Source organism: Streptomyces yangpuensis, assembly GCF_024666385.1.
Classification (GTDB): domain Bacteria; phylum Actinomycetota; class Actinomycetes; order Streptomycetales; family Streptomycetaceae; genus Streptomyces; species Streptomyces yangpuensis.
Genome location: NZ_CP102514.1, coordinates 62,126 through 86,625 on the forward strand (window position 1 = coordinate 62,126; position 24,500 = coordinate 86,625).

General features: G+C 72.6%; 22 protein-coding genes. 8 read left to right on the forward strand and 14 right to left on the reverse strand.

Annotated features, from left to right (window positions below; genetic code table 11):
• Positions 1–155: 155 nt before the first annotated feature.
• The 3 genes from NRK68_RS00275 to NRK68_RS00285 all read left to right on the forward strand — a co-directional run bounded on the left by NRK68_RS00275 (position 156) and on the right by NRK68_RS00285 (position 4,938).
• Positions 156–527 (forward strand): hypothetical protein, encoded by a 372-nt coding sequence (locus NRK68_RS00275; protein ID WP_257854314.1) that lies wholly within the window; start codon positions 156–158, stop codon positions 525–527.
• Complete coding sequence (locus tag NRK68_RS00280; protein ID WP_257854315.1) at positions 527–1,834, forward strand: lanthionine synthetase C family protein; 1,308 nt, start codon at positions 527–529, stop codon at positions 1,832–1,834. Before NRK68_RS00275 ends, NRK68_RS00280 begins: the two co-directional genes overlap by 1 nt.
• Positions 1,835–1,917: 83 nt before the next feature.
• A complete protein-coding gene (locus NRK68_RS00285) occupies positions 1,918–4,938 on the forward strand; it encodes a lantibiotic dehydratase (protein WP_257854316.1) in 3,021 nt (1,006 codons plus the stop codon).
• 93 nt (positions 4,939–5,031) lie between these two features.
• Here NRK68_RS00285 and NRK68_RS00290 read toward each other — a convergent pair whose 3' ends face one another.
• Positions 5,032–6,726 (reverse strand): carboxylesterase/lipase family protein, encoded by a 1,695-nt coding sequence (locus NRK68_RS00290; protein ID WP_257854317.1) that lies wholly within the window; start codon positions 6,724–6,726, stop codon positions 5,032–5,034.
• Positions 6,727–6,857: 131 nt separating this feature from the next.
• On the opposite strand from NRK68_RS00290, the gene NRK68_RS00295 reads away from it, so the two are divergent.
• Together NRK68_RS00295 and NRK68_RS00300 are read left to right on the forward strand one after the other, a co-directional pair.
• Positions 6,858–7,775 carry a MerR family transcriptional regulator gene (locus NRK68_RS00295; protein ID WP_257854318.1) on the forward strand — a complete coding sequence of 306 codons (918 nt, stop codon included), beginning with the start codon at positions 6,858–6,860 and terminating at the stop codon, positions 7,773–7,775.
• A 362-nt stretch (positions 7,776–8,137) separates the two neighbouring features.
• Positions 8,138–9,646 carry an eCIS core domain-containing protein gene (locus tag NRK68_RS00300; RefSeq protein WP_373023441.1) on the forward strand — a complete coding sequence of 503 codons (1,509 nt, stop codon included), beginning with the start codon at positions 8,138–8,140 and terminating at the stop codon, positions 9,644–9,646.
• Positions 9,647–9,742: 96 nt separating this feature from the next.
• On the opposite strand, the gene NRK68_RS00305 is transcribed toward NRK68_RS00300, so the two are convergent.
• The 3 genes from NRK68_RS00305 to NRK68_RS00315 all read right to left on the reverse strand — a co-directional run bounded on the left by NRK68_RS00305 (position 9,743) and on the right by NRK68_RS00315 (position 11,690).
• Complete coding sequence (locus NRK68_RS00305) at positions 9,743–10,150, reverse strand: PPOX class F420-dependent oxidoreductase (RefSeq protein ID WP_183069455.1); 408 nt, start codon at positions 10,148–10,150, stop codon at positions 9,743–9,745.
• Positions 10,151–10,566: 416 nt separating this feature from the next.
• The gene (locus NRK68_RS00310; protein ID WP_183069456.1) at positions 10,567–11,058 is read right to left on the reverse strand and encodes a zinc ribbon domain-containing protein; all 492 of its coding nucleotides are present in this window, start codon (positions 11,056–11,058) and stop codon (positions 10,567–10,569) included.
• A 200-nt stretch (positions 11,059–11,258) separates the two neighbouring features.
• On the reverse strand, positions 11,259–11,690 hold the full coding sequence (locus NRK68_RS00315) for a GNAT family N-acetyltransferase (RefSeq protein WP_183069457.1): 432 nt from the start codon (positions 11,688–11,690) through the stop codon (positions 11,259–11,261).
• Positions 11,691–11,795: 105 nt separating this feature from the next.
• On the opposite strand from NRK68_RS00315, the gene NRK68_RS00320 reads away from it, so the two are divergent.
• Positions 11,796–12,281, forward strand: coding sequence for a hypothetical protein (locus NRK68_RS00320; RefSeq protein WP_257854319.1), 486 nt, complete (start codon positions 11,796–11,798; stop codon positions 12,279–12,281).
• A gap of 66 nt (positions 12,282–12,347) precedes the next feature.
• On the opposite strand, the gene NRK68_RS00325 is transcribed toward NRK68_RS00320, so the two are convergent.
• The 4 genes from NRK68_RS00325 to NRK68_RS00340 form a co-directional block, all read right to left on the reverse strand.
• Positions 12,348–13,010: a VOC family protein gene (locus tag NRK68_RS00325; protein WP_257854320.1), complete on the reverse strand. Its 663-nt coding sequence runs from the start codon at positions 13,008–13,010 to the stop codon at positions 12,348–12,350.
• A gap of 104 nt (positions 13,011–13,114) precedes the next feature.
• Entirely contained in the window at positions 13,115–13,495 is a 381-nt protein-coding gene (locus tag NRK68_RS00330; RefSeq protein WP_046776898.1) for a hypothetical protein, read from the reverse strand.
• A gap of 2 nt (positions 13,496–13,497) precedes the next feature.
• Positions 13,498–13,743, reverse strand: a complete 246-nt coding sequence (locus NRK68_RS00335) for an antitoxin MazE7 (protein WP_257854322.1) — start codon at positions 13,741–13,743, stop codon at positions 13,498–13,500.
• 86 nt (positions 13,744–13,829) lie between these two features.
• Positions 13,830–14,864 carry an ABC transporter permease gene (locus NRK68_RS00340; RefSeq protein WP_257854324.1) on the reverse strand — a complete coding sequence of 345 codons (1,035 nt, stop codon included), beginning with the start codon at positions 14,862–14,864 and terminating at the stop codon, positions 13,830–13,832.
• Positions 14,865–14,972: 108 nt separating this feature from the next.
• Here NRK68_RS00340 and NRK68_RS00345 point away from each other — a divergent pair, with 108 nt between their 5' ends.
• Together NRK68_RS00345 and NRK68_RS00350 are read left to right on the forward strand one after the other, a co-directional pair.
• Positions 14,973–15,605 (forward strand): TetR/AcrR family transcriptional regulator, encoded by a 633-nt coding sequence (locus NRK68_RS00345; protein WP_257854326.1) that lies wholly within the window; start codon positions 14,973–14,975, stop codon positions 15,603–15,605.
• A 227-nt stretch (positions 15,606–15,832) separates the two neighbouring features.
• Positions 15,833–16,888 (forward strand): serine hydrolase domain-containing protein, encoded by a 1,056-nt coding sequence (locus NRK68_RS00350; RefSeq protein WP_257854328.1) that lies wholly within the window; start codon positions 15,833–15,835, stop codon positions 16,886–16,888.
• Between the two features lie 25 nt (positions 16,889–16,913).
• Here NRK68_RS00350 and kilB read toward each other — a convergent pair whose 3' ends face one another.
• The 6 genes from kilB to NRK68_RS00380 all read right to left on the reverse strand — a co-directional run bounded on the left by kilB (position 16,914) and on the right by NRK68_RS00380 (position 23,843).
• Positions 16,914–17,381, reverse strand: coding sequence for a plasmid transfer protein KilB (gene kilB / locus NRK68_RS00355; RefSeq protein WP_257854330.1), 468 nt, complete (start codon positions 17,379–17,381; stop codon positions 16,914–16,916).
• 42 nt (positions 17,382–17,423) lie between these two features.
• Positions 17,424–18,068: a response regulator transcription factor gene (locus NRK68_RS00360; protein WP_257854331.1), complete on the reverse strand. Its 645-nt coding sequence runs from the start codon at positions 18,066–18,068 to the stop codon at positions 17,424–17,426.
• Positions 18,020–19,342, reverse strand: coding sequence for a sensor histidine kinase (locus tag NRK68_RS00365; protein WP_257854332.1), 1,323 nt, complete (start codon positions 19,340–19,342; stop codon positions 18,020–18,022). Before NRK68_RS00365 ends, NRK68_RS00360 begins: the two co-directional genes overlap by 49 nt.
• Before the next feature lie 88 nt (positions 19,343–19,430).
• A complete protein-coding gene (locus tag NRK68_RS00370) occupies positions 19,431–20,204 on the reverse strand; it encodes a CPBP family intramembrane glutamic endopeptidase (RefSeq protein ID WP_257854334.1) in 774 nt (257 codons plus the stop codon).
• 360 nt (positions 20,205–20,564) lie between these two features.
• Positions 20,565–22,013, reverse strand: a complete 1,449-nt coding sequence (locus NRK68_RS00375) for a DUF7824 domain-containing protein (RefSeq protein ID WP_183069466.1) — start codon at positions 22,011–22,013, stop codon at positions 20,565–20,567.
• A 123-nt stretch (positions 22,014–22,136) separates the two neighbouring features.
• Complete coding sequence (locus tag NRK68_RS00380; protein WP_257854336.1) at positions 22,137–23,843, reverse strand: PKD domain-containing protein; 1,707 nt, start codon at positions 23,841–23,843, stop codon at positions 22,137–22,139.
• Positions 23,844–24,500: the final 657 nt, after the last annotated feature.

Genomic DNA, 24,500 nt, shown 5'->3' on the forward strand with positions numbered 1-24,500 from the left:
CCGCCGGCACCGGCTGCTGCTCCGTCGCGTCCGCGTCGCGGCGGCGCCGGACCCCCGGGCGTGGGCCTTGGCCCGCCGGGGTTGCGGGCTTCAGCCGAGGTGCCATCGTGGAAGGAGGGGCATTGCTCGGTGAGCAAAATGTCGAGGGCTGAGTCATGGAAGACGAGCAAGCACACGTTACGTACAGCGATGACCAGTTCGACCTGGACATCCGGGTCAAGATGACGACGCGGGAAGTGGACAAGTTCGTCATCCAGGACACCCATAGCTGTGCCAGTACCTGTGGCGATGAGTGCACGAACAGCTGTGCCAGCACCTGTGCGGGCAGTTGCCCGACGCTCGAAGCCTCCGGCGAGACCGACACCTGTGAGACCTGCGGTTCCTGCACTTCGGAGTGCGACCGCAGTCTCTACGAGGATCACTACGTCCTGGAGGTCAGCCAGGTCCGGGCCGACGGGGTCACGCGCAAGGTCGCCGGTGAGCATGTCATCCGCAGAGTCGTCGAGCACCCTCAGCAGGAAGCCTGATGGTCCTTTCCGCCTGGCAGCCGGCCATCGGCGACCCGCGGACCGTCGCCATGGTGCGTGCCGTCTCCGTGGACGTGCTCTCGCGGCTGCGTGACCCCGACGTCGTCGAGGAAGCGGCCCGTGAGGCACCGCTCCAAGGACGTCCTCGATGGACGGCCCACAGCGCCGCCCAAGGAACATGCGGCCTCGCCCTCGCCTTCGGACACCTCGACCGGTGCCTGCCCGGCGAGGGCTGGGACCTCGTGGCCCACCAACACCTCAGCCGCGCCGTCGACGGCACCGCGTCGAACCCGGTGAGCACCCTGGGACTCTTCGCCGGCCTGGCCGGAGTGGCCTTCACCACCTCGTATCTGGCACACGGCGAGCAGAGGTACCGGACCCTCCTCGGGGACATCGACGACAGCCTGTACGCCAGGATTCCCCGACGCCTTCCCGCTGTGACCGGGGAGGGCCTCGCCGTCGGTACGTTCGACCTCGTGTCGGGGTGGACCGGCGTGGCCGCGTACCTCCACTCCCGGCCGGCCGGCCCTGCCCGGGACCGCGCCCTTCACACCGTGCTCGCCTGGCTCGTGGAGCTGTCACGTGCCGTCGAAGGAGTCCCGGCGTGGCACACCCCCCATGCCCTCATCGCGGACGACAGCATCCGCGACCGGTACCGGACCGCGGTCGCCAACTGCGGTCTCGCCCACGGCATCACCGGCCCCCTCGCCCTGCTCGCCCTGGCCCACGCCGACGGCCCGATCGGCGCGGGGCACACCGAGGCGATCCGCCGCACGGCGTCCTGGCTCGCCTCGCACCACGTCGACGACGCCCGAGGAGGGTCGTACCCGTCGGTCGTCCCGCTCGGTGAGGACACCGGAGTACCGTCGGCGGCCCGCGACGCCTGGTGCTACGGCAGCCCCGGTGTGGCGCGCGCCCTCTGGCTGGCCGGCGCCGCTCTCGGCGACCCCGACCTGACCCGTACGGCCGTCGCGGCCATGCGGGCCGTACTGCGGCGACCCGTCGCCCGGCGGCGCATCGACTCGCCCGGCTTCTGCCACGGCATCGCCGGACTTCTGCAGGTCACCCTGCGATTCGCCGTCGACACCGGAGACGAGGAGATCAGCGACGGGGCGCGACGCCTGGTCGACCAGTTGCTCGGCGAATACCAGCCGCAGGCGCCCTTCGGCTACCGCAGTATCGAGCCGGACGGCACCCGGGAGGACCGGTCCGGCCTCCTCGAAGGCGCCGCAGGGGTCGCCCTCACCCTTCTTGCCGCCGTCAGCCTCGAACCACCCGCCTGGGACCGGTTCTTCCTGCTGTCATGAGAGGCGACGCCTTTGGTGGTCCCGGCACTCGGCGACGAGCCGCGCCCCGGGCGTCGGGGCTGTACCGCTGCCTGGACCACTTCGTGATCCGCACCCCGATCCTCCCCGTCACGGACTACCCCTCGGCCGAGGACCTCGTGCGCGTGCCCCCCACCGCTCGCATCCGGGACAACGAGCACGCCAGGCGTGCCGTTGTCGTGTCGTCCCTGCCCCTCGCCGCCTCCTTGCTGGGGCCGGTACGCTCCGAACGCGACCGGCGGCGAATCGAGTCGAGCATCCTGCGCTATCTCATTCGCCTCACTACCCGGCCCACTCCCTTCGGGCTGAACGCCGGCGTCGCTCTGGGGCGGTGGGGCCCGGTGACCGACGTCCGCCTCGCCGACCAGCCTCCCGAGGTCCACGCCCGTGTCGACATGCACGCCCTCGTGCATTTCGTCACCGACCTCGAATCGCGAACGGAGATCCGGGAGGCGACCACGGTCATCGCCAATCCGGCTGTGCTGCACCGCGCCGGCCGGATCACGTTGAGTGGTGTCGAGGCGGTCCTCGGGGCGAACGGCGGCGAGAATGTCACCCTCCGCGCCACCGGCGCCGTCACTCGCGCCCTCGCCCTCGCCCGTATGCCCATGGCCTACGCCGACCTCGCCGCCGACCTCCTGGAAGCCGTCCCCGGAGCCACCCCCGACAAGGTCCACGATCTGCTGTACCGGTTGTGGCGGCACGCATTCCTCCTGACGGACCTCCGCCCTCCGCTGACCCACCTCGACCCCGCGGGACATGTCCTCGACCACCTCGGCCGGATACCGGCAGCCGGCACCGCCGCCGCGGACCTCGGCGAACTGCTGGCCGCGATCCAGGACTGGGAGCGGCAGCCGGCCTGCACCGGCGGCGCCACTTTCCCCGCGCTCGCCGACCACGCCCGCCGCGTCACGGGCTTCGACACGGCCACACCGCTCCAGGTCGACTCCGTTCAGCCGCTGGCCGCCCGCCAGGTGTCCCGTAAAGTTGCCGACGAAGCGGTCCGGGCGGCCGAACTGCTGCTGAAACTGACCCCGTTCCCCTTCGGTCTGCCGCAGATCAGCGCGTACCGGAGCGCGTTCGAACTCCGCTACGGCCCCGACCGCGACGTATCCGTCCTCGAACTCCTCGATCCCGTCGCGGGCCTCGGCTCACCCTCCCTCCTCCCTCCGGTCATTCCCGCCAGAGCTGCCCGCTCCGACACCCTGCTCCGCCTCGCCACCGGCGCCCTCCATGACCACCTCACCAGCATCGACCTCGACCAGGACACCATCGACCGACTCGCCCTCTGGGATGTGGCTCCCGAGCGGCTGCCGACATCGCTCGACCTCTACGCGATGGTCTCCGCCCCGTCACCCGCCGCCATCGACGCCGGCGACTTCCACCTGGTCGTGGGCCCCAACGTCGGCGCCGGGGGTGCCGGACGCAACCTCGGCCGCTTCGCCGGCATGCTTCCCGGCGCCGTACCCGCCCTCGGCGACATCGCCGCAGCCGAGCAAGCCGTGGACACCGGCCGCATTCTGGCCGAACTGGTCTACCTCCCCGAGAAGACCCGCTCGGCGAACGTCGTCGTCCGGCCCGCGATCCGCGACCACGAGGTCGGTATTCGCACCAGCGCCGAGGACGGGCCCGCACGCTACATCCCCCTGGACCAACTCGCGGTCCGCATCACGAACGGGAGGTTCGCACTGGTCTGGGTCGACGGCACGGGGGAACGCCGGGAGATCAGCGTCTGCTCAGGACACATGCTCAACCACAGCCGAGCCCCCGCAGCCTGCCAGTTCCTCGCCGAGGTGAGCCGCGACGGCAGCGCACAGCTCATCGGCTTCGACTGGGGCCCGGCCCGCGGCTTCCCCTACCTTCCACGCGTCACCTCCGGCCGTGTCATCCTGCACCCGGCCCAGTGGCGCATCGACGACACCGCGGCGCACGAGATGGCCGGACAGCCGGACCGGTTCCCGGCCCGGTTCGACGACTGGCGCCGACAGTGGCGGGTGCCCCGCTACACGTACCTCACCAGCAGCGACACGGCAGCGGACCACCGGCTCCTCATCGACGTCACCGCGCAGTCCCATGCCGACGAGATACGTCGAGCCCTGAGTCGTCTGGGGCCCGGCGGCAGCGTGGTCCTCCAGGAGGCCGTACCCGGCCTCGACGACGCCTGGGTCAGCGGGCCGAACGGCCGCCACACCGTCGAACTCGTGGTGTCCATGACGCGCAGTGCCTCTGCTCCGCGCTCGGTTCCCTCGCCTGCCTCCGGCGCCCGCGCCGCGGTGACGAGGGCAGACCGGCTACGGCCCCCGGGCAGCGACTGGACCTTCGTCAAGCTCTACGGCGACCGGCAGGAAGAGGAATCCCTCCTCGTCGGCCCGATCCGCGAGCTCGTCCGCTCCCTGGACCGCCATTGCGGCCGACGCGTCTTCCTGCGCTACGCGGACCCCGAACCCCACCTGCGGCTACGCCTGCGCGGCGACCCCTCCGTGCTCGTCCCCGCAGTCAGCGACCGGGCCGGCGCCCTCCTCTCCGACGGCCACCTCTCCCGGTTCACCTTCGACGTCTACGATCGTGAGATCGAACGATACGGCGGCCTCATGGGGATGGATGTCGCCGAACAGCTGTACTCGGCCGACAGCGCCGCCGTTCTCGACCTGCTCTCCCTCGACCACGCCGGCACGTCTCAGCTCGACCGGACGGGCCTGGCCCTGCTCACCATCGACGACCTGCTGACCGGGCTCGGTCTCGGCGAAGCCGAGAGGCTCCGCTTCTACCAGCGGGCGACTCCCCGGCGACGGCTGGCAGGCGCGGAGTACCGCACCCGTAAGGCAGAATTCTGTGACCTGCTGCGCGGGCCACCTCCTCGCCTCATCAGCGACATCCTCGCCCGGCGCCGACCTCATCTGGCGGACGCCGCCCGCCGGCTCGCCGAGCTGGATCGCCGCCGGCAACTCGGCAAAACACTGCCCGAGCTGTGCCACAGCTACGTTCACCTGCACTGCAACCGTCTCCTGGGCGCGGACCGTGCTGCTGAGAACACAGCGTTGGAACTGCTCTGCCGCACCCGCCACAGCCTGGCATCAGGAGCCTGAACCCCGTTTCGCGGTGGCTGGACGGAGAGGGGAACCCAGGATCCGCCCGCGTGGAGCCGCCCCCATGTGCTGGCCTTTGACGGCCTTCGCGGGTCACTGGGACAGGCGGTCCCAGAACGAGCATGCGTGTGCGGAACTGGCGTCGACGGGGTGGATGCCGCCCGGGCCCGGAGCCAGCGACTGCACCGACGGCGCGTGCGGGGAGGAGGCGCGCAGCGCGGGCCAGAGCGGGGCCCCGGCGCTGTTCGGGTTGCCGGTGCGCGCGAAGTTCGTCCAGTAGCCGACCATCCGGTCCGACAGGGCGCGCTGGCCGTCGCTCAGCGGTCGTTCGGTGGGGAACGAGGTGAACAGGAACGGGATCTCGAAGCCGTGCGCCGCGCCGTAGGGGAAGCCCGGGTTCGCCGGCAGGCCGGCGAGGACGGGAGCGTCCGGATCGTTGAACTCGTAGCCGTAGAGGGGCAGGCCGGGGGCGTGCGCCGCGATGGCCCGGCCGGCCGCCAGCGTGGTGCACGTGAAGGATCGATCGGTCAGCACCGCCGCCCAGGCCAGCGCGGGAGAGGGGTGGTGCGCCGCCGGATACCGCGCCTCGACGGCCGGGGCGGCAGCCCCGAAGGCCTCCGCCAGACGGGCCCGGTAGTCGTCCTCGGTGCGGATCGGGAACGCGGCGAGCGACAGGCCGACGAACATCCGCATCTCGTCGTGGTTGGTGCCCAGGATGAGCGGCAGGCGGTGGAAACGTCCCGACGCCAACGCCTGGGCGGGTGCCACGGGCAGCAGCGCGTTGCCGAAGGCGGGCCGGTTGAAGGACTGCATCAGCTGTGCGGTGGCGAGTCGGTCCGTGCTCTGCCGGCGCAGGCAGGCCAGGACCTCGTCCCTGCCGCCCTCGGTACAGCCCAGTTGGCGGGCGGCTTCCGCGCCGGCCGCCTGGACATCGGCCTGTGCGGCGAACGGCTCGTACGCCGGTGTACCGGGGGCGAGCGCGCCGCGCGGGAAGGACGTGAGGCAGGAACCACTTTGGAGGACGGCCCGTTGGAAGAGTCCGGCGGCCGTCGGCGAGGTGAGGTGGGCGCAGATACCGAGGGCGCCCGCGGACTCACCGAACAGCGTGACACTGCCCGGATCGCCGCCGAACCGCGCGGCGTTCGCCCGCACCCAGCGCAGGGCGGCCTGCTGGTCCGCCAGGCCGAACGGCGGGGCGGCGCCCAGCCCGGAGTGGCCGAAGTAGCCGAAGATCCCCAACCGGTAATTGACCGTGACGACGATGGCGTCACCCTGGACCGCCAGCCGTTCGGCGCCGTAGTCGCTGCCGGAACCGCCCAGGAACGCACCGCCGTGCATCCACACCAGCACGGGCCGCTTCTTCGCGGTGGCGGCCGGCTTCGTCGCCGGAACGGTGACGTTGAGGTAGAGGCAGTCCTCCGAGCCGACGACCGCGCCCGCACCCCCGCCCCCGCCCGCACCTGGTGTCGGCATCTGCACACAGCGTGAAGCCGGCTTCGTGGCGTCCCGGACACCGTGCCAGGCGGCGGCGGGCACGGGGGCCCGCCAGCGCAGCGGTCCGCTCGGCGGCGCGGCATAGGGAATGCCGTCGAAGGTGGTGTACGAGTCGTGGGCCACGCCCCGTACCAGGCCCTGCTCCGTCCGTACGACCGGGGACGCGGGGCCTGCGCCGGCTGCGGGTACGGCGGTGGCCGACAGCAGTGCCGCCGCACACAGCAAGGGAAGGAACGCCAGGCGCCGGTGTCCGGCTCTTCCGGACGGACGCGGGGCCGTCGTGGTCGGGGGCATGCGTACCACCGTTCTTGGGTCGGGGACGGGAGGGAGGGCGACGAGGGGACGGGACCGAAGCCGTCAGTGGGACCGAACCCGTCAGTGATCAATACGCTAGAACCTCCCGTGCACTGGAGGTTCAAGGGACTGTGACGCAAGACACCTGGAGCATCGGTGAACTCGCGGCCCGAACGGGCCTGCCCGTCAAAACGCTCCGCTACTACTCCGACAGCGGTCTGCTGCCGGTGGCGGCTCGTAGCACCGGTGGTCATCGGCGCTACGGCCCCGAGGCGTGGGAGCGGATCCGGCTCATCAGACGCCTGCGCGCGCTTGACACTCCGATCGCGACGATTACGCAGGTGGTCACAGGCGAGCGCACGCTCGGCGAACTGGTGGCGACCGAGCTCGAATCGGTGCAGGAACGGCTTACCGAACTGCGGTGGCGCGAGGCCACGCTCATGTCACTGAACGACTGCCCGGGCGAGGAACGGCTCCGGCGTCTGGAGATACTCTCCCGCGTGCAGCGGCTCCCGGAGGCGCACCGCACCCTCACCGATCACTGGTACCGCGAGCTGTCCGCGGCCATGCCCAAGCCTCGACTCGACATCATGGTCGCCATGTTGGCCCCCGCCCCGCCGCAGGAGCCCGTCCCCGCCACGGCTCTGGCCTACGGCGAGCTGCATCTGCTCATCTCCACGCCCGGTTTCACCCGCTGGACCCAGGACTACGACGAGGAGATGAGGGAAGGCCCGGCCTTCTACGCGGAGATCGACGAAGCCGCCACGCTGACGGCCGCCGCCCTGGCCCAAGGCCTGCCGCCGGGCGCCGGCGAGGCGGTGGACGCGTTCGTGTCCGCCCACGCGCGAGCCCGGCGGGAGTCGGACACCGCCGCCTTCCGCTCCCACCTGCACGGGCTGGTGTCGCGGTCATCCGGCTTCGACCCCCGCCTGGAGCGGTACTGGACCCTGGTCGGCACCGCCACGGCCGGGCGCGTCCTGAACATGACCGTGGCGCATCGATGGCTCACCGACGGGCTGGCGATGTCGATCGCGGCAACGAACACCTAGGCAGTTGACGATTCAGCGCCCACGCCGTCCGGCGAAGCGGGTCACGGGTGGCCGACTGGCACGGCCGCCCCGACCGTCCGCCAGGGCGACGGCAACCAGAAGTCGCCGGAGCACGCGGGGGCACAGTGCCGTCCGGGCCGACTGGCCGGGGGCGGTGGATCTGCCTCAAAGGGCACCTCGGTTGCACGGCTCGGTGGCCGTCCGGGCAGAGAGCGCACGGCCGGGCGTCGATCGTTGGCTTCGCCTCGGAAGGTGAGCTGATAATGCTTCAGAACCCCTGGTCATGACGGGTGACCGACCTTCGGGGTGTGGCCCTGCAGCCGCGCGAAGCGGCTTCCCCGACGCACTGAAAGGGCGATGCGGTGAGTCCCAAGCACCCCCGGCCGACGCAGAAGACCGACGACCGACTGCTGCTGTCCTCCCGCCGTTCCGCGGCTCCGCAGGAGGAGGCCGCGCCGCCGGTCGGGTTGATGGCGCTGCAGGCCGGTGCGGGCAACGCCGCGGTCGTGCAGATGCTCCGGCGGAGCGGCCACCTCCAGGACCAGGACCAGGGCCAGGGCCGCGAAGAGCACCGGCACACCGACGGATGCGGACACCAGCAGACCGGGCAGCACGCGGTTCAGCGGTCCGCCGTGCACGACGTCCTGCGCGCCCCCGGCCGCCCCCTGGACGACGCCACCCGCACCGACATGGAAACCCGGCTCGGCGCGGACTTCTCCGACGTACGCATCCATGACAACAGCGCCGCGAAGGCCTCAGCCGCCGAGGTGGGGGCCCGCGCCTACACCTCGGGCAGCCATGTCGTCATCGGCGCGGGCGGCAACGACAAGCACACCCTCGCCCACGAGCTCACCCACGTCATCCAGCAGCGCCAGGGGCCGGTCGCCGGTACCGACAACGGTGCCGGGCTGAAGGTCTCCGACCCGTCGGACCGGTTCGAGCGGGAGGCCGAGGCGAACGCCAGCCGGGTCATGGCCCCCGGCCACCGGGCCACCGCGGACGTACAGCGGCAGGCGGCGCCCTCGGCAGCGGGCGGTTCCCACCCGGCGGTGCAGCGCGTGGCGAACCCCCAGGACCTGCTGACGGTGGAGTACTGGGAGGGGAAGGCCGGACTGGGCGAATCCAGCAGCACGGCCGCCAAAGCCAAGGCGGCGCAGATCGCCGACTCCAAGAAGACCGCGAAGAAGTTCAAGGCCAGCAAGGCTCCGCGCCGCATGGAGGACATCATCGCGACCGTCGGCCCCCAGCTGCTGAGCGACCTGTCGAGCATGAAGGAACCCAGCGGACGGATGGAGCTGTACCGCTCCATGAGCTTCGAAGAGGCCTACAGCGCTCTGACCTACTGGGGCGACGAGGCCTCCCGGAACGCGATGACGCAATACATCGCCGCTGGCGGGGGCACGGCGAAGGGGTTCAGGGAGCAGGGGTACTCCGGCATGACGATCGGGGCCCACCTCGGCGACCAGGGCCAGGCAGACGGGTACTACGAGATGCAGGGTGAGCCGTACGCGGTCCAGCTGAGGTTCACGCTGAAGCCCGGCGCCCACACGCTCCTGTTCCACCCGAACCACATGGCGCTCGGGCCGGGTTACAAGAACGACCTGATCCGCAAGGCGAACAAGGACGACGGGACGTACCAGAACGCAAACCCGAACGAGGGCACTCTGGGCGGGTACATCGGCGTGAAGGCCGAGGACAAGGAGCCCTACAGCCTGGGCATCGCGCAGGGCAACAACGGCAAGAGGGGCAGGGAGGTCGGTCCGAGCCAGCTGCTCTTCGAGCTGTTCGTCGAAAACGTCGAGCTCGTGAAGAACAGGTCCGGGAAAGACCTGCCGGGTGCCGCGGCAGCCGAACAGGAACTGGTCGCCTAGCCGCAAGCCCGCCGTGGGCGCCCCGGGGGCCGTCCCGCCCGGGACGTCCGACCCGGGGCCCGTCCGGCCCGGGGCGCCCACGGCTGCCGCGCCGCACTAGATCGAGCCGACGACCTTGCGGGGAACGACCCGCACCACGACGCGCGGGGCGTCGTCGACGGAGGCGGGGTTGAAGTCCCGGTAGGCCTTGCCCGTGTATTTCAGCGAGAGCTCGTTGATCAGCTCCTGGCCGCCCTCCGTGCTCAGCTCGGCCGTCCCCCTCACCTCGGCGTAGGTGTACGGCGCGTCGGGCGGGTTGATCATCACGGTGATGCGCGGGTCCCGGCGCAGGTTCTGTTCCTTCCTGCGGCCCTCGGTCGTGGAGATGAGCAGGGCGTCGCCGTCGCGCATGAGCCAGGTCACGGACAGTTGCGGGCTGCCGTCGGGCTGGATGGTCGCCACCGTCGCGAACAGGGGAGCGTCGTCGATGAGGCGCTTCAGATCATCGGAGAGTTCAGCAGACACGGGTGCAAGCCTTTCCGGAAGGGTGTCCCGTACTCGCGGCACGGAACCCGACAACATCTGACCCTGTGTCACCATAGCCCTGCGACAGCGCCACTGAGGGTGATGGCGCGGCTCCCGAGGGCCGGTGTGGCGGATCAAAGCCGCTCGCCGCTCGCCGGACCCCGGGTCCGGCGGTGGCGGGGCGTGGGCTCCTGGCGCACCTCAGGAACCACCCGCGCACGACATGCCCGGTTGACGCCCGCCGGTTCGCACGGCTGTGGGCGGCCGGGGACCCGGACGTAGCGCAGGCCGGACCTGGTCGTACGGGTTGCCGTGGCCTTCAGCCGGCGCGTCAGCCCCGCGACCCGCGACGGGCTGTCGGGCCTGGTCGAGGCCGAGGGAGGTCCTGCTGGGGCAGGTCCGCGACGGCGGCGACGTCAGGAGGTACGGCGTTCCGGCAAGGCCGTGCCGCAGCCGCTGCAGTAGCGGGCCTCCGCCTCGATCGCGTGCCGGTGGCACCGGACGCACACCAGGTGCAGCGCGCACGGCTCCGGCGGGGCGGCAGGGGTGCTGCGTCCGATGCTCATGCCGCGGCGCCTGTTGTGCACGGTCAGCACGAGGAGACCCTCGGGGCCGGCCAGCAGCGCCCGGGAGGTGCCGCGCGGCAGCAGGCCGAGAAAGCCGGGAGAGAGCCGGGACTTGGTGCCGTCGAGGGTGAGGGTGCCACCGCCCCCGACGACGACCAGCATCACGTCGACCTCGTTCTCGACGTACGCCGCCCCGCCCGTCCCGGGCAGGTGGCGCACCAGGTTGGCGTCCAGCTGCCGGTCGGCGGCCTCCAGCCGCCACAGCGCACCGCTCTCCCCCTGTGCCACCGCCGCGACCAGTCCCGCGACCGTGACGAACTCCGCCTCCCGCACAGCCTGCATATCCTTCGCACCGAGCCGAACCGCAATGCCCTGCACTGCGCCACACCACCGTCATGATCTCGCACGCGTCGCCCCGGCAGCGAGCAGGAAGCCCACAACATCCGCGGGCCCCGGCTGTCGGCTCGGCGCGGTGGGCGCGGGCGCGGGCGCGGGCGGTGGAGCAGGCGTGAAGCGCCGGTCCCGCAACGGGGGCGGGTGGTTCACTGGCTGCCGAGGGTCATCCACCGCTCGGGCGCCTCCAGCGGGGCGAAGCCGAACTTGGCGTAGATCTCGTGGGCGTCCGCGGTGGCCAGCAGGACGCGGCGCAGCTTGTACGGGGCGAGATGGTCGCGCACCGCGGCGACGAGCGCGGTTCCGAGTCCTTTGCCGCGCACCTCCCGGGAGATGTAGACGTCGCACAGCCAGGCGAAGTCGGCCCGGTCGGTCACCACGCGGGCATAGCCGACCTGGAGACCCGACGCCCGTTCGTAGACGCCGAAGTTCAGGGATCCGGCGATGGCCCGGTCCTGCTTCTCCCGGGACCGGTCGTGGGCCCAGTACGCGTCTTCCGACAGCCACTTGTGGACCAGGGCGGGATCGATCCGGGCGGAGTCGGCGGATATCTCGTATTCAGCGGGAAGAACAGTCGTCATGGCTGCATCCAAGCAGTTGCCGCCGCTCCCCCACCGCTGATTTTCGTTCCGCCGCCCGATCCTTTGCATGATCATCGAACGGGGCGGCGTGCGAGGATCCCTCTCATGGATCATGGAATCGTCTGGACGAAGGGAGCGGTGGGATCTCCCGCCGCCGGGCCCGAGGATGTGCTGCGCCTGGTGCGCGGCGCCGTCCGTGGCGAGCCGGGCGGGCGGGTCGAGACCCTGGTCGCCGAGTGCAGGATGTGCGGTGCCGGGGAGGACGAGTTCGAGGTCGCCAAGGGGGAGTGCTTCTGCGTGGGTTGCTGCATACCACTCGGGGTCACGGACGGCGATGTGTGTCGCTCCTCCCGCCGGTGGCGGCTGGAGCCGTCCGAGGTGCCGTTGCCGCCCGCTTCGCCGGGGCCGGGGTTCGAACCGGCGGACCTGCCCCGCTGCCCCGCGGGGCACGACGTCTTCCAGGTCGGGGTCGCGCTCTCCTTCACCGCGGAGGGGGAGGTACGGGGCATCTCGGTCGGCCTGAGGTGCCCGGTGGACGGCGCGGTGTGTCTGTACATCGACGACGCGCGGGTGGTTTCGTACGCGGCGTGACCCGCCGACCCGTCGACCCGCCGACCCGCCGCCCTGCCGTCGGGGCTCGGGGGGGGGGGCGGGGAATCAGGGCTGCGTCGCGGGGGTGTGCGATTCGGGGCCTTCCCAGGCGAATCCGTCGGGGTCGGTGAAGGCGTCGGAGGTGCTGCCGAGGACGACGCGGTGCGAGCCGGTGCCGTCGGCGGGAACGCCGAGGTCCTTGGCCAGGGCGCGGCGCTTGTACAGGGCCAGCTTGACGGAGCCGGCCCCTCCGGCGGCGAACTCGACGTACTTGCCGCCGAAGCTCTTCGCCACGCCCAGACCGCGGCCGACGTAGAACTGCTTGGTGGCCTTGACGTCTTCGACGCCCAGCAGCAGGACGACCTCGTCGATCTCGCGGGTGGCGGGCCCGGTGTCCTTCCTCGCCGAGGTCGCGATCTTCCAGATCGTCCCGTCGGGTGCCTGGACGATGCCGCCGTACCCCCACAGGGACTTCGCGGCGGGCTTCAGGACCGTGGCGCCGGCGTCCACCGCGGCGGCGACGAAGCCGTCGACGGTGGCGGGCCCGGAGACGGTGAGCGCCAGGGTGAAGCCGCGGAAGCCGGTGGAGTGCGCCTCGGAGGCCCGCAGTCGTACGTACGGCTCCACTCCGAAGGCGGCGTAGAAGCGGCGGGCGGCGGCGGGGTCGGCCACCTCGAGGGTGACCGACGTGAGGGACGTGTGGGCTGTTGTGTGCGTGGTGGTTGCCATGGCCAGCACGCTAGGCGCCGCACCGCCGCCGGGGCTTCTCCATTCCTGACCGGTCCCGCCGCCGGCCCAACGGCGGCGGCACCCCTCGGGCGGTCAGGCAACGGTCAGGAAGGCGGGCGCATCGAGCGCAGCCGCTCGGCCACGTCGTACACGTTCAGGCGCAGGGCGCGGATGTCGGTGATCAGGTCGCGCCACGGTTCGAACGCCGTGTCGACGTCCTTGCCGGAGGCCCTGATGTAGGCCACGGCGACGCCGTAGCCGAAGTACTCGTTCCTGGCGGGCAGCGGGCGCAGCAGGACGATCTGCTCCAGCAGTGCCGCCGCCCGCCAGTACGCGTCGGGTGCGTCGGCCACCAGCGCCGGGGTGTTCACGCGGTGCCGGGCGACGGCGGCGACCAGGCCGGAGTAGTCCAGGACGCCCAGGTCCTGGCCCAGGAGTTCCTCCTGCCGGTCCAGGAGCCATCGGATGTCGATGTGCAGGTCCAAGATCAGGCCGCCCGGCCCGGGCGGGCGGGCGCGGGCGGCCCGCCGAACTCACGGTCGAACGCCTCGGCGATGCCCGGTCGGCCGACGACTTCGCGGAACGCGGCGGTCGCCCTGCCCAGAGCGAGCTGGTTCTCCTCCTCGATGGCCAGCTCCGCCAGGTAGGCGCGTACGCTCATGCCGCGGGCGGCCGCCACCGCGGCGAACCGGTCCCGCGTCGCCGAGTCGATCTTCACAGTCGTGTCTGCCATGCCCCGAGTATGCACCGGTGAATACCTTTCTGAATACGGTACGGAGGATCCCGGGGCCCGCACGGGCGACCGCGGGCCGGGACCTCCTACGCCCGGGGAGCCGGGGCCGCAGCCGCCTGGGACGGGACCGGGGCCGCGGAGGTACCGGCGGCCGGGGCGGGGCGGCGTCGGTCGGCGACCAGGACCGCGGTCACTCCGAGCACGGCCCACAGGGACAGGACCAGCGCGGGCCCGGCCGCGCCGGCGCCGTCGAAGAAGGCGACCGAGCGGAGCAGGGAGCCGCCCGCGCCGGGCGGCAGCCACTGGCCGACGAGTCCGGCGGGCTCGGGCAGCAGGTGCGGCGCGCCCGCGGCGCCGGAGAACGGGTTGCCGAGGAGGACGACGAGGAGGACACCGAGGCCGATGCCGGACTTGCCGAGGAGGGCGTGGAGCCCGGCGACGCCGCCGGCGACGGCCGCGACGGTAAGGGCCAGGACCCCCGCTTCGGCCCACCAGTTGCCGGTGAGGACGCCCAGCCAGCTGTGGGCGAGGGCGGCCCCGGTCAGCCCCACGAGGGCGGCGGCGCCGAGGACCGCCGTGACGGCACGGCCGCCGCGCAGACCGCTGAGGGAGACCAGGGCGCCGGCCGCGACCCCGGCAAGGGCGAGGGGCAGGACACTCGCACCGAAGGCGGCGCCGCGGGCGTCGGCGGCGGGTGTGGGCACCACGTCGGTGACGGGGACGGCCGGAGCTCCGGGCGGCGACTGCGCCGCGACGGCCTGTGTCAGCAGTTGCGCGACGACGGGGCTCGCGGCGGACGCGGTGAGCAGGTGCGGGCCCTGTGGGGTGACGACGACCGCGCCGTAGACCTCACGGTCGCGGACGGCCGTGCGAGCGGCCGCCTCGTCGGCGTACCGGTGGATCTCGAAGGCCCCCTCGTGGGAGGCGAGCCGCTGCTCCAGCGGGGCGGCCGCGGCGGCGGGTCCCGCGACGCCGAGGGGCAGGTCGCGCGGGGCCATTCGGGCGGCCGGCCAGGCGAAGGCCCAGAGGGCCAGCGCCGCGAGGAGCGGAACCATGACCATCACGGCCAGGACGCGGCGGGAGGCCGGGACCGTGGGGCCGGAGGCGGATGTCACTGCCATGACGGGACTCGTTTCAAAGAGAAGGATCGTTCGTTTTACGTCCTGGCCCCACTGTGGGACGACCTTCTCGCCTTGTCAAGAATGAATGTTCGTTTTAGCTTGGGGGGCATGGCACGTGTATCCCAGGCGCACCTCGACGCCCGCCGCCGGCAGATCCTCGACGGCGCAACCCGCTGCTTCACGCGCAACGGCTTCCACGCCACGTCCATGCAGGACGTGCTGAAGGAGGCGGACCTGTCCGCCGGAGCCGTCTACCGCTATTTCCGCAGCAAGGAGGAGCTCATCGTCGCGATCGCCGAGGAGACCTTCGTGTCGATCCGCGGCGCGTTCGAGCGGGCGGCGGAGCAGAGCCCGCCGCCCGCCCCGGACCTCCTGATCTCCGAGGTCCTCGGGACGATCCTGGACGTACGGGCCGGCGAGCCCGGAGCCGACGCCCGGGACTTCCCCCGCCTGATGCTCCAGGTCTGGACCGAGACCCTGCGCAACGAGGAACTCGCCGCGCTGCTGCGCCGCGGGTACAAGGAGGTCGTGGGGTCGTGGGTGGGGCTCGTGGAGAGCTACCGCGAGGCGGGCATGCTCCCCTCCGACGTCCCCGCCGAACACATCGCGCGCACCCTGATCGCGGCGGCCCAGGGATACATCACCCAGCAGGCACTGTTCGGCGGGATCGACCCCGCCATGCTCCGCGACGGCCTGCGCGGCCTGATGTCCATGACCGACGCTTCCCCGACAGGACGGTGACCCGGCCCGCGGAGCTCCCGCCCGAGGCCCTGTCGGCCCGCGGGTCCCTCACGTGTCGAGCGGAAGCTCCGGCAGCTCCTCCGGGCGATGCCATCGCCATCGCCGTCGCCTCGCCGTCGCCCTCCCCCTCGCCGTCCGCGCCGTACTGCTCAGGTCGCAGGGCCGGGTACCGGAAATCATCATCAAGGGGCACCGGGCGCGAGCGGGGAGCCGCCAGGATGTTGGTCATGGCACAAGAACTCGGCACCCTCGCCCAGCGGACCGCGGACCGGCTGGCCGAGAAGCACGTCGGCGTGGTCGTGGCCGCGGTTGCGGAAGACACCGTGGAGATCCGCGGCGCCGGGAGCACCGGCGCTGGCGACGGGCGCGTCCCCGGGCCGGACACCCTGTTCGAGATCGGCTCGGTGACGAAGACGTTCACCGCCCTCGCCCTGGCGCGCATGGCAGCCGTCGGCAGGGCGGCGCTGGACGAGCCGCTCGCCGACCTGCTGCCCGCGGGGACGGCCGTACCGTCACGCGACGGCCGGCCCATCTCCCTGGAGCATCTGGCCACCCATACCTCCGGGTTGCCGCGGCTGCCCCGGGGCATCCTGCTGCCGGTCCTCCTGAACCGGTCGAGGTCGGACCCGTACGCCGCCTGCACGGCCGAGGCCCTGCTGTCCGGGCTGGCCAGGACGCGGCTGCGGGCCGTGCCGGGGAAGCGGTTCCGCTACTCGAACCTCGGATCCGGGCTGCTGGGCCTCGCCCTCGCCCGGCGGGCCGGAACGGACTACGAGTCCCTCATCAGCCGCGAGATCTGCGCCCCGTTGGGCATGACCGACACCGTCGTCACGGTGGACGCCGCCCGGTCGGACCGCTGCGCGCGGGGCCACGCCCGACCGGGGCGGCCCGTCACGCCGTGGCATCTCGCCGACCTGGCGGGCGCCGGCGCCCTGCGGTCGACCGCGACCGACCTGGTGGCCTACGTACGGGCCCAGCTGGACGGCGGGCCCGCGGAACTGTCCGAGGCGATCCGCCTGAGTCGTGCGGTGGAGCACCGCAGGAGTTCCTTCGCCCGGGTGCACCTCGGCTGGATGGCCCACCGCCTCCACCCCCGGCAGGGCGCCCACCTTCAGATCTGGCACAACGGCGGGACCGGGGGCTTCTCCTCTTTCGTGGGCTTCGATCCGGAGAAGCGCCTCGCCGTCATCGCCCTCGGCAACACGGCCCGCCGCTCGGTGGACCGCCCCGCCTTCGACCTCCTGCACACACTCCAGCAGCAGTGCGCCTCCGGCACGAACTGAACACACACCTGTACGTGACATCCCGTCAGTGAACCTGCGCCGTGGCCGCGGTGACGAAGGCGTCGAGGGCGTCCTGCAGGTCCCGCTCGCGGTCGGCCAGAACCGTTCGGGTGGGCGCCGCCCGTAGCGGGCCGATGGCGTCGAAGGCCGCGGTGGCGAGGGCGACGAGCGTGGAATCGGCGGCGAGGAGCCGGACGTGGAACAGCGCGTTCTCCGTGGCCGCGCCGAGACGGTCGCACTCCGCGAAGGCCTCCCGCGCCTCGGGGCCGTCGGGGGCCTCCTGGAGCCGGAACCACAGGGTGACGGTGGCCCGTTTCAGTGCGGTGACCGATCCGGCGTACGCGCTGTACGTGGTCAGGCGCTCCTGCCGCAGCTGCTGGGCCCGGGTGAAGACCTCCGCCTGGGCGCTCGCGCGGCGCTGGACGGTCAGGGTGATGAAGGAACCGAGCAGGGTTCCGGTGACGGCTATGAAGCTGGCCAACACGGCTTCCATGTCCGCATCTCACCACGCGGGCCCGCACTTGCCCATCCCCCGCTACCGCTTCAGGTAGGCGAGGACGGCCAGCACGCGCCGGTTGTCGTCCGCGGACGGTTCGATCCGCAGCTTGGTGAAGATGGCCGCGGTGTGCTTGGCGACCGCGCTCTCGCTGATGAACAGGGTTTGTGCCACGGCAGCGTTGGAGCGTCCCTCGGCCATGAGGCGCAGGACGTCCAGCTCGCGCGGTGTCAGTTCCGCCGTGGTGCCGCGGGCGTCGCTGCGGGCCAGCAGCCGGGCGATGACCTGCGGGTCCATCACCGTGCCGCCCGCCGCCACGGTGTGTACCGCGTCGACGAACTGGGTGGTGTGCGTGATCCGGTCCTTGAGGAGGTAGCCGATGGCTCCCTGGCCGCCGGCGAGGAGTTCGTGGGCGTAGAGCTGGTCCACGTACTGGGACAGTACGAGGACGGGCAGCGCCGGCCGGGACCGGCGTGCCGCGAGGGCCGCCTGGAGGCCCTCGTCGGTGAAGGTGGGCGGCAGTCGGATGTCGACGACGGCCACGTCCGGCTCCTCCTCGATGAGGGTTCGGAGCAGGGCGGGGCCGTTGTCGACCGCGGCGATCACGTCGAAGCCGTGGTCCTGGAGGGTTCGCGTCAGCCCGTCCCGGAGGAGGCAGAGGTCTTCGGCAAGGACGACGCGCACGGTATCTCCAAGGTCGCGGTGGTCGGGCCGCCCCGCGGGCTGTGCAGGACGAGGGTTCCGTCGAAGGGTTCCAGGCGGCGGCGCAGACCCCGCAGACCGCTTCCGGCGGGGTCCGCGCCGCCGCGGCCGTCGTCGGCGACCGTGACGCGCAGGGCGCCGCCGGTGTGGCTCAGGTGGATGCGGACCTCGGGTGCACCGGAGTGCTTGGCGGCGTTGGCGAGCAGTTCCGCGACGGCGAAGTAGCCGGCCGATTCGACGGGGGCGGGGAGCCGGCCGGGAAGGGCCGCCTCCACGTGCACGTCGAGGTGGCTGTCGAGGGCGAGCGAGCGCACCGCGTCACCGAGGCCCCGGTCGGCGAGTACGGGCGGCAGTACGCCGTGGACCAGCTCGCGCAGGTCCTGGAGGGCTCGCTGGGAGGTGGCCCGTATCTCCTGCAGCAGGGCGCGGGCGGCCTGCGGGTCGTGGTCGAGGAGGCGGGTGGCCTCGTCCAGCGTCATGCCGAGGGAGACCAGGCGCGCCTGTGCCCCGTCGTGCAGGTCCCGTTCGATGCGCCGCAGTTCGGCGGCCTGGACGTCGAGGACGTCGGCGCGGGAACCGGCGAGGTGCTCGATACGGCGGACGAGTTCGGTGGTGTACGGGGCGGCCAGCAGCCGCCTGCTCCAGCGTGCGTGCAGCCGCAGGACCACGGGGGCCAGCCGCAGTCCGGCGGCGGTGAAGGCGAGGCCGAGGAGGAGCGCGGCGAGCATCGACGGCGTGGAGTCGACGCGGACGAAGGCGTACCAGTTGCCGTCGCCCAGGAGCCGCCACACGAAGGGCTGGACGGCCGCGCCGAAGAGCCCGTACTCGACGAGGGCGAGCGGTAGGGCGGCGAGCAGCGCACCCGTCCAGGGCTCCGCCCAGGCCCAGCGCAGGTCGTGCCAGAACCCGGCGTCGCCGAGGATCGCCAGGGTCCGCCGGCGAAGGCCGCCCCTGCCGGCGTGCCGGGCCGGAAGGGGTTGCGGCGGACTGATGACCGCCCGCTCCCCGGCCCCCGCCCCGGTCCTGGCACCGGCCCCCACCCCGGCCCGCGCCCGGGCCACGGTCCTGGTCTCCGTCCAGGCGGCGGCCCATCGGCGGTAGCGGTCGGACATGTTGCGCAGGGCCGTCGCCGCGGGCGGGAGCAGGAGGAAGCCGGCGCCGACGGGCAGGAGCAGCAGGGCCCCGATCACGAGGCAGCCGGCGCCGGACACCGCGAACGCGGCCAGGGACAGCAGCTGGCAGCGGCCGAGGTCCACCGCGGCACTCCGGATCCGGGCCCGCGTAGCCCTGTTGCCGGGCCGCAAAGTCCCCTGCGCCGCCATACCCACCCGTCGTCCCGTCATGTCAGCGTGCCCCGCGCGCCGTTGCGTCGGTGATCCTATCCGGCGCCGGGTGCTCGGCCCGGCGGGTGGCGGCGAGCCATGGGAGCGCCGCGGCCAGGCAGGCGGCTCCGAGGATCAGCATGGGCGCGGTCGCTGCGGCGGTCTCGTCGGTCACGTACAGCATGCCGAGGTTGACCAGGGTGTGGAAGCCGCCGGCGAGCAGCAGCCGGTTGCTCCGTACGCCCTCCAGGGCCAGGCCGAGGATGACGGACATGGCGGTGGTGGCCAGCAGGAACCCGGCGGCGTAGGCGGGCTCGTGCGTGAAGACCGGTACGTGCCACAGGCCCCAGAGGACTCCGACCAGCGCGGAGGCGGTGACGGGACCGAAGCGGGTGCGCAGCAGCGGCTGGAGGTGGCAGCGCCAGCCGATCTCCTCGGCGCAGGCGCCGAGGAGTTGGGCGGCCACGACCAGGACGACGGGGTGGGTGAAGGCCTGCGGGCCGGTCACGGGGAGCGAGCCGGACGTGAGCAGGCCGCCGCCCGCGCACAGGGCGATGATGAGGACGGGGGTGAGCAGCAGGGCCACCCGGCGACCGGCGGTGCCGGCGGTCCGCTCGCGGGCGGGCAGGGTGCCGGCGAGCCGGTCCCTGATCCGGCCCGGCCACAGCAGAGCCACGGCGGCCACGGCGACGGCGGGCCCGACCTGGGTCAGTTGCACCACCTCGGGCGGGATACCGGTCGCGGGCTGGACGGCGCCGAGCAACCCCGCCGCCACGAAGGCGACGGCGAGGAACACCCCGGCTTCCGCCACCCATCGGGGCCGCCGCCCGCTCGGCCCACTCCCCCCGCTCCCCCCGCTCCCCTCGTTCCGCCCATTCCGCTCGTTCCGCTCGTTCCGACCGCTTCGTCCTGCCCGTCGTGCCTGCTGTTGCACCTGCTCGGTTCCCGGCATGCCGCCCGGCCTCCCCCGTGGGTCGCTCGGGGCGTGCCTGTCACGCCCCTCGTCGATGCTGCCGGTGCGGTGCGGGCCGGTCCTTGCACATGGGTACCGAAGGGGGTGTATCCAGGTACACCTTCGCCCCGGGCAGCAGGGTCCGCGTACCCGGAGGGCGTCCCCGGCCCCGGCGGTCGGCCGGGCCACCGGTTCCGGCCCGGCTCACCCGCCGGTGAGGGCGAGGGTCAGGCGGCGGGCTTCGGTCACGACGGCGGAGGAGCCTCGGCGGGCTGCGGCCGCGGCCACCGCCTCGGGGACCGGGCCCGCGGCGTGGGATCGCTCCGCGCAGTCCGCGGCGACGGCCAGTAGCTCGCCGGCGCCCCGTACGGAGGGCAGCAGGGCCGGCAGTACCTCGGCGAGCACGCGCCAGAGGGTCGCGTGGGCGCCCGCTGCCGCGGCGTCGCGGGCGGCGTCCGCGAGCCGGTTGGGCTTGACCGTGCCCAGGGCCGTCATGGCGGCGAGTTCGCGGCCCAGCAGCGGGGCGTCGAGTTCCCCGCGGGCCGCCAGCACCAGCAGCGCCTCCACCGCCGGGCGCCGGCTCTCCACGTACCGGCCGCCCAGCCCCGCCGCCACGGCGGCGTGCAGGGCCGGCCCCGCGGGCCCGCCCAGCCGGGCGAGGTGCGGCAGCATCCAGGCGCCGCCGTGATCGCCGGCCGTCGCCGCCAGGGTCACGTGCGGCAGGAGCCAGGCGGCCTGGGTCTCGCGGTCCTCGGGCAGCACCGACGCCCGGACGGGGTGGCCTTCGTGCCAGTGATAGCACTGGGTGAACCCTTCGTGCGGACGGCCCAGCCAGTGGAAGGGCTCCGGGAACTCCTTCTGCAGCCGCGGGCGTTCACCCGTACGGAAGGCGACCTGTGCGGCGGTGGCTCCGGTGCGCCGCCAGGCCCGGTGTGCCGCGGGGTCCGGTTCGACGACCCGGCGCAGCGCTGGGGCCGGTTCGCCGTCGGGGCCGAGCCAGGCGGCGAGCCGGGTTCCCTCGGCGGTGCCGAGGCGGGCCGCGGCGTCGGCGGCCGCTCCGGCCGCGGGGTCGTCGCGCCGCACCCGCAGCAGCGCCTGCCCGAAGTCGGCCGGGCCCGGCCGCACACCCGCGCGCCGGTACTCGGCGAGCCGTTCGACCAGTTCGGCCGCCTCCAGTGCGCCCGTGTCCCAGCTGGGCGTGGACAGCAGGAACGGCAGCGGGTCCTTCGACATGAGGGTGTACGCGATCTCCCGCAGCCGGGCGGCGATCACCAGCTCCAGGCCTTCCTGGGAGCACTCCTCGTGTCCCCGATGGCGGCGCACGTACTCGGGCTTGAGGCTGTATCCCGGGACCAGCCACAGCAGCGATGCCACGACGACGTTCACCCCGCCGAGCCGGTGCGCCTCGATCTCCTGCTCCTCGTAGCGGTGCCCCAGCGCGCAGGAGAGGGCCCGAGCGAGCGGGTGGCGGTCCCGGTGTGCCTGCCGTACCAGCCCGGCGAGGGAGCGCTCGAAGTCCGCCACGGTGTGTGCGCGGGAGTCGAGGTGGGCCGCCGTCAACTCGACGGTGTCCACGAGTCCTTCGGGCGCGGCGTCGAGCCGCCGCGCGGGAGGCACGGGCGGGAGGGTGTCCTGAGCGGCGGTCCAGATCATGCCGCAACGCTAGAGGCACCCACTGACACGCCGGTGCGCCCCTGTGGACCCCGCGACAGGGGGTGCCGGGCGGAAGGGGTGACGCGAGGAAGGGGTGACGCGCGAGCGCGTCACCCCCGGGGGTCACTTCGACTGGTAGACACCGAAGACATCGAGCACCAGGTCGGCGTCCTCATGGCCCTGGTTCCAGAAGTTGATGACGCCGTGGTCGCCATCGTTCGCCTGCACCAGGTTCGGCACGGTCGCGCCGACTGTCCAGTTCAGGGTGGAGGAGACGGGACGCGCCGCGGCGGGTGCGGCGGGCTCGCCCGGCGCGGGCAGCGCGGAGGGGCTCGGGGTCACCGAGAGGAATCCGGTGCCGCCGGTCTCGGTGACGGTGGCGTTGAGCACGTACGCCTCGACACCCGCCGGGATGTCGCCCTCAGGGGTGAACCCCTGCGTGATGTACTCCCGGGCCCGGAACCTGCCGCCGGTCCAGCCGTACTGCTCCACGCGCGTGTCGAGCGTCCGGAAGGGGGTGAAGGGCAGGAAGGCGGCCTTGCTCTCCTTGCTGTAGTAGCCGACGACGTCGACCACCACGTGGGTCGGCGACCAGGCCCCGTTGAAAATCTTGATCGTTCCGTCGGAGGCCACCGGCACGATCACGGCGTTGGCCACCGTCTGGCCGGGCACGAAGTTCAGGTTCGACGCGGTCGGAACCGCCCCGGCGCCGGAGAAGGCGGTCAGGTGACCCGGCCCCTGCGGTTCGGTGACCGTGACGTTCAGGGCCACGGCCGTGATGTTCTGCGGCACGCCCTGCCGGCCGCCGACCGGGGTCGTGAAGGCGCTGCGGGCACCCAGCATGCCCGGGGGCGCGCCGACGCCCTCGCGGGTGTCCACGAACCGGGCGGGCGTCATCGAGGTGTACCCGCTGTCCGAGGCCCGGGTGAAGTAGCCGGTGACGTCGGCGATCAGGTCCACGGCGCCCCAGCCGCCGTTGAAGAGCTCCACGTAGCCGTCCTCGCCCACCGGCACGATGACCAGGTTCGGGACGGAGTGTCCTGCCGTGTAGTTCAGGTTGGAGGTGACGGGGCGGTCGTATCCCGCGCCGGGCCAGGCGGTGATGTGGCCGCTGTCGACGGTCTCCGTGACGGTGACGTTGAGGGCGACCGCGGTGACCCCGGCCGGGATGGCCGCGTTCCCGGCCACCTTCACGCGGGCGGAGCCCTGGCCGGGGACCTTGGCCGGGGGCTCGCCGGTGCCGGTGCCGTTGCGGGTGTCGAGGAGCCGGGTCGGGGCGTGCGGGGTGAAGTCGGCGCCCGGGGTGAGGAAGGCTCCGCCGTTGGTGGCCTGGACGGCGTTGGCGGCGTCGGTCACCTTCACCTGCACCTGGTATTCGCCCGACTTGTCGTAGGTGTGCGAGTGGTGCAGTTCGGCGGCGCCCTGGGCGGTGACCGTGTCGGTCTTCCCGTCGCCCCAGTCGATGACGACGTCGAGCGCGAAGTCGGCGCTCGTGATCAGGGTGGTGAGCTGAATCCCGTGCGCGGTGTAGCTGGTGCCGCTGACGTCCACGGCGAGGGCGGGGTTGGCTCCCGCGTCGAGTGCGGCCTGCTCGGTCGACGCGGCCTGGGCGGTCTGCGGTGCTGCGGTTTTGGCGTTCGCCTTGGTTTTCCCCTCGGTGGCGGCGGGCAGAGTGGTACGGACTGTGCGGTCCGCGGGGCTGTGGAAGCCCTGGGACGTGGATGCTTTGGTGATCGCCTCGGCCACGCCGGCCGCGACGGGTACGGGATCAGCCGCCTGCGCGGTGCCCGGGATGATGCCGAGACCGGCCGCCACGAAGGCAGCGGTCATTACGAGTCGGTGATTGCGCACCGGCCCCCCAGTTGTGGTGATGAGCGAAGAGGGGCCACCGTATGGAAGGTTCCGGCCAAGGGTCACGGGCTTCCGGTGCGGTTCACTCCATAGGGGCCAACACCCGCCGGTTGTACGGTTTGTGATCGACAGGCGGCCCCGGTCCCGGCGCCGACGTCGCGCCGCCGGAGCGCCGGTGACCTGGTGGGCGCCGTGAAGAGGAGTCGCGGCGGAGTCGAGACCGCCGGGGCGTTCCCGCTCGGGCGGTGGCTGTCGGACCAGCGGCGTGCGTACCCGGGGAGGGGCGGGGCCCTCGCGGCAACGAAGGCCCCGCGTTGTGCTGCGTACGGCTGCCCCGTCCGGACCAGGACCTGAAGCTGCCTACGAGGAGATGTTCGGCTCCGCGAGGTCGTTGCAGGAGGGGGCATCTGTGGCCGGGACGATCCCGGACGGTGCCGGACAACGGACGGTCCCACCTGCGGCCGCCACAGGCGTTGTCCGGCCGGTCCTGGATGTGCGTGGACAACCCCCTGGGAGCACTGCGGGGACGCTCGCGTGCGGCCGTAACACAGCCGGAAAACACCATCCCCGGACAGGGTGGTCTGCCGCCGAACCGTCGTGCCAGGCTGAAGCAGCGGCACGGGCGGCAACCCGTGA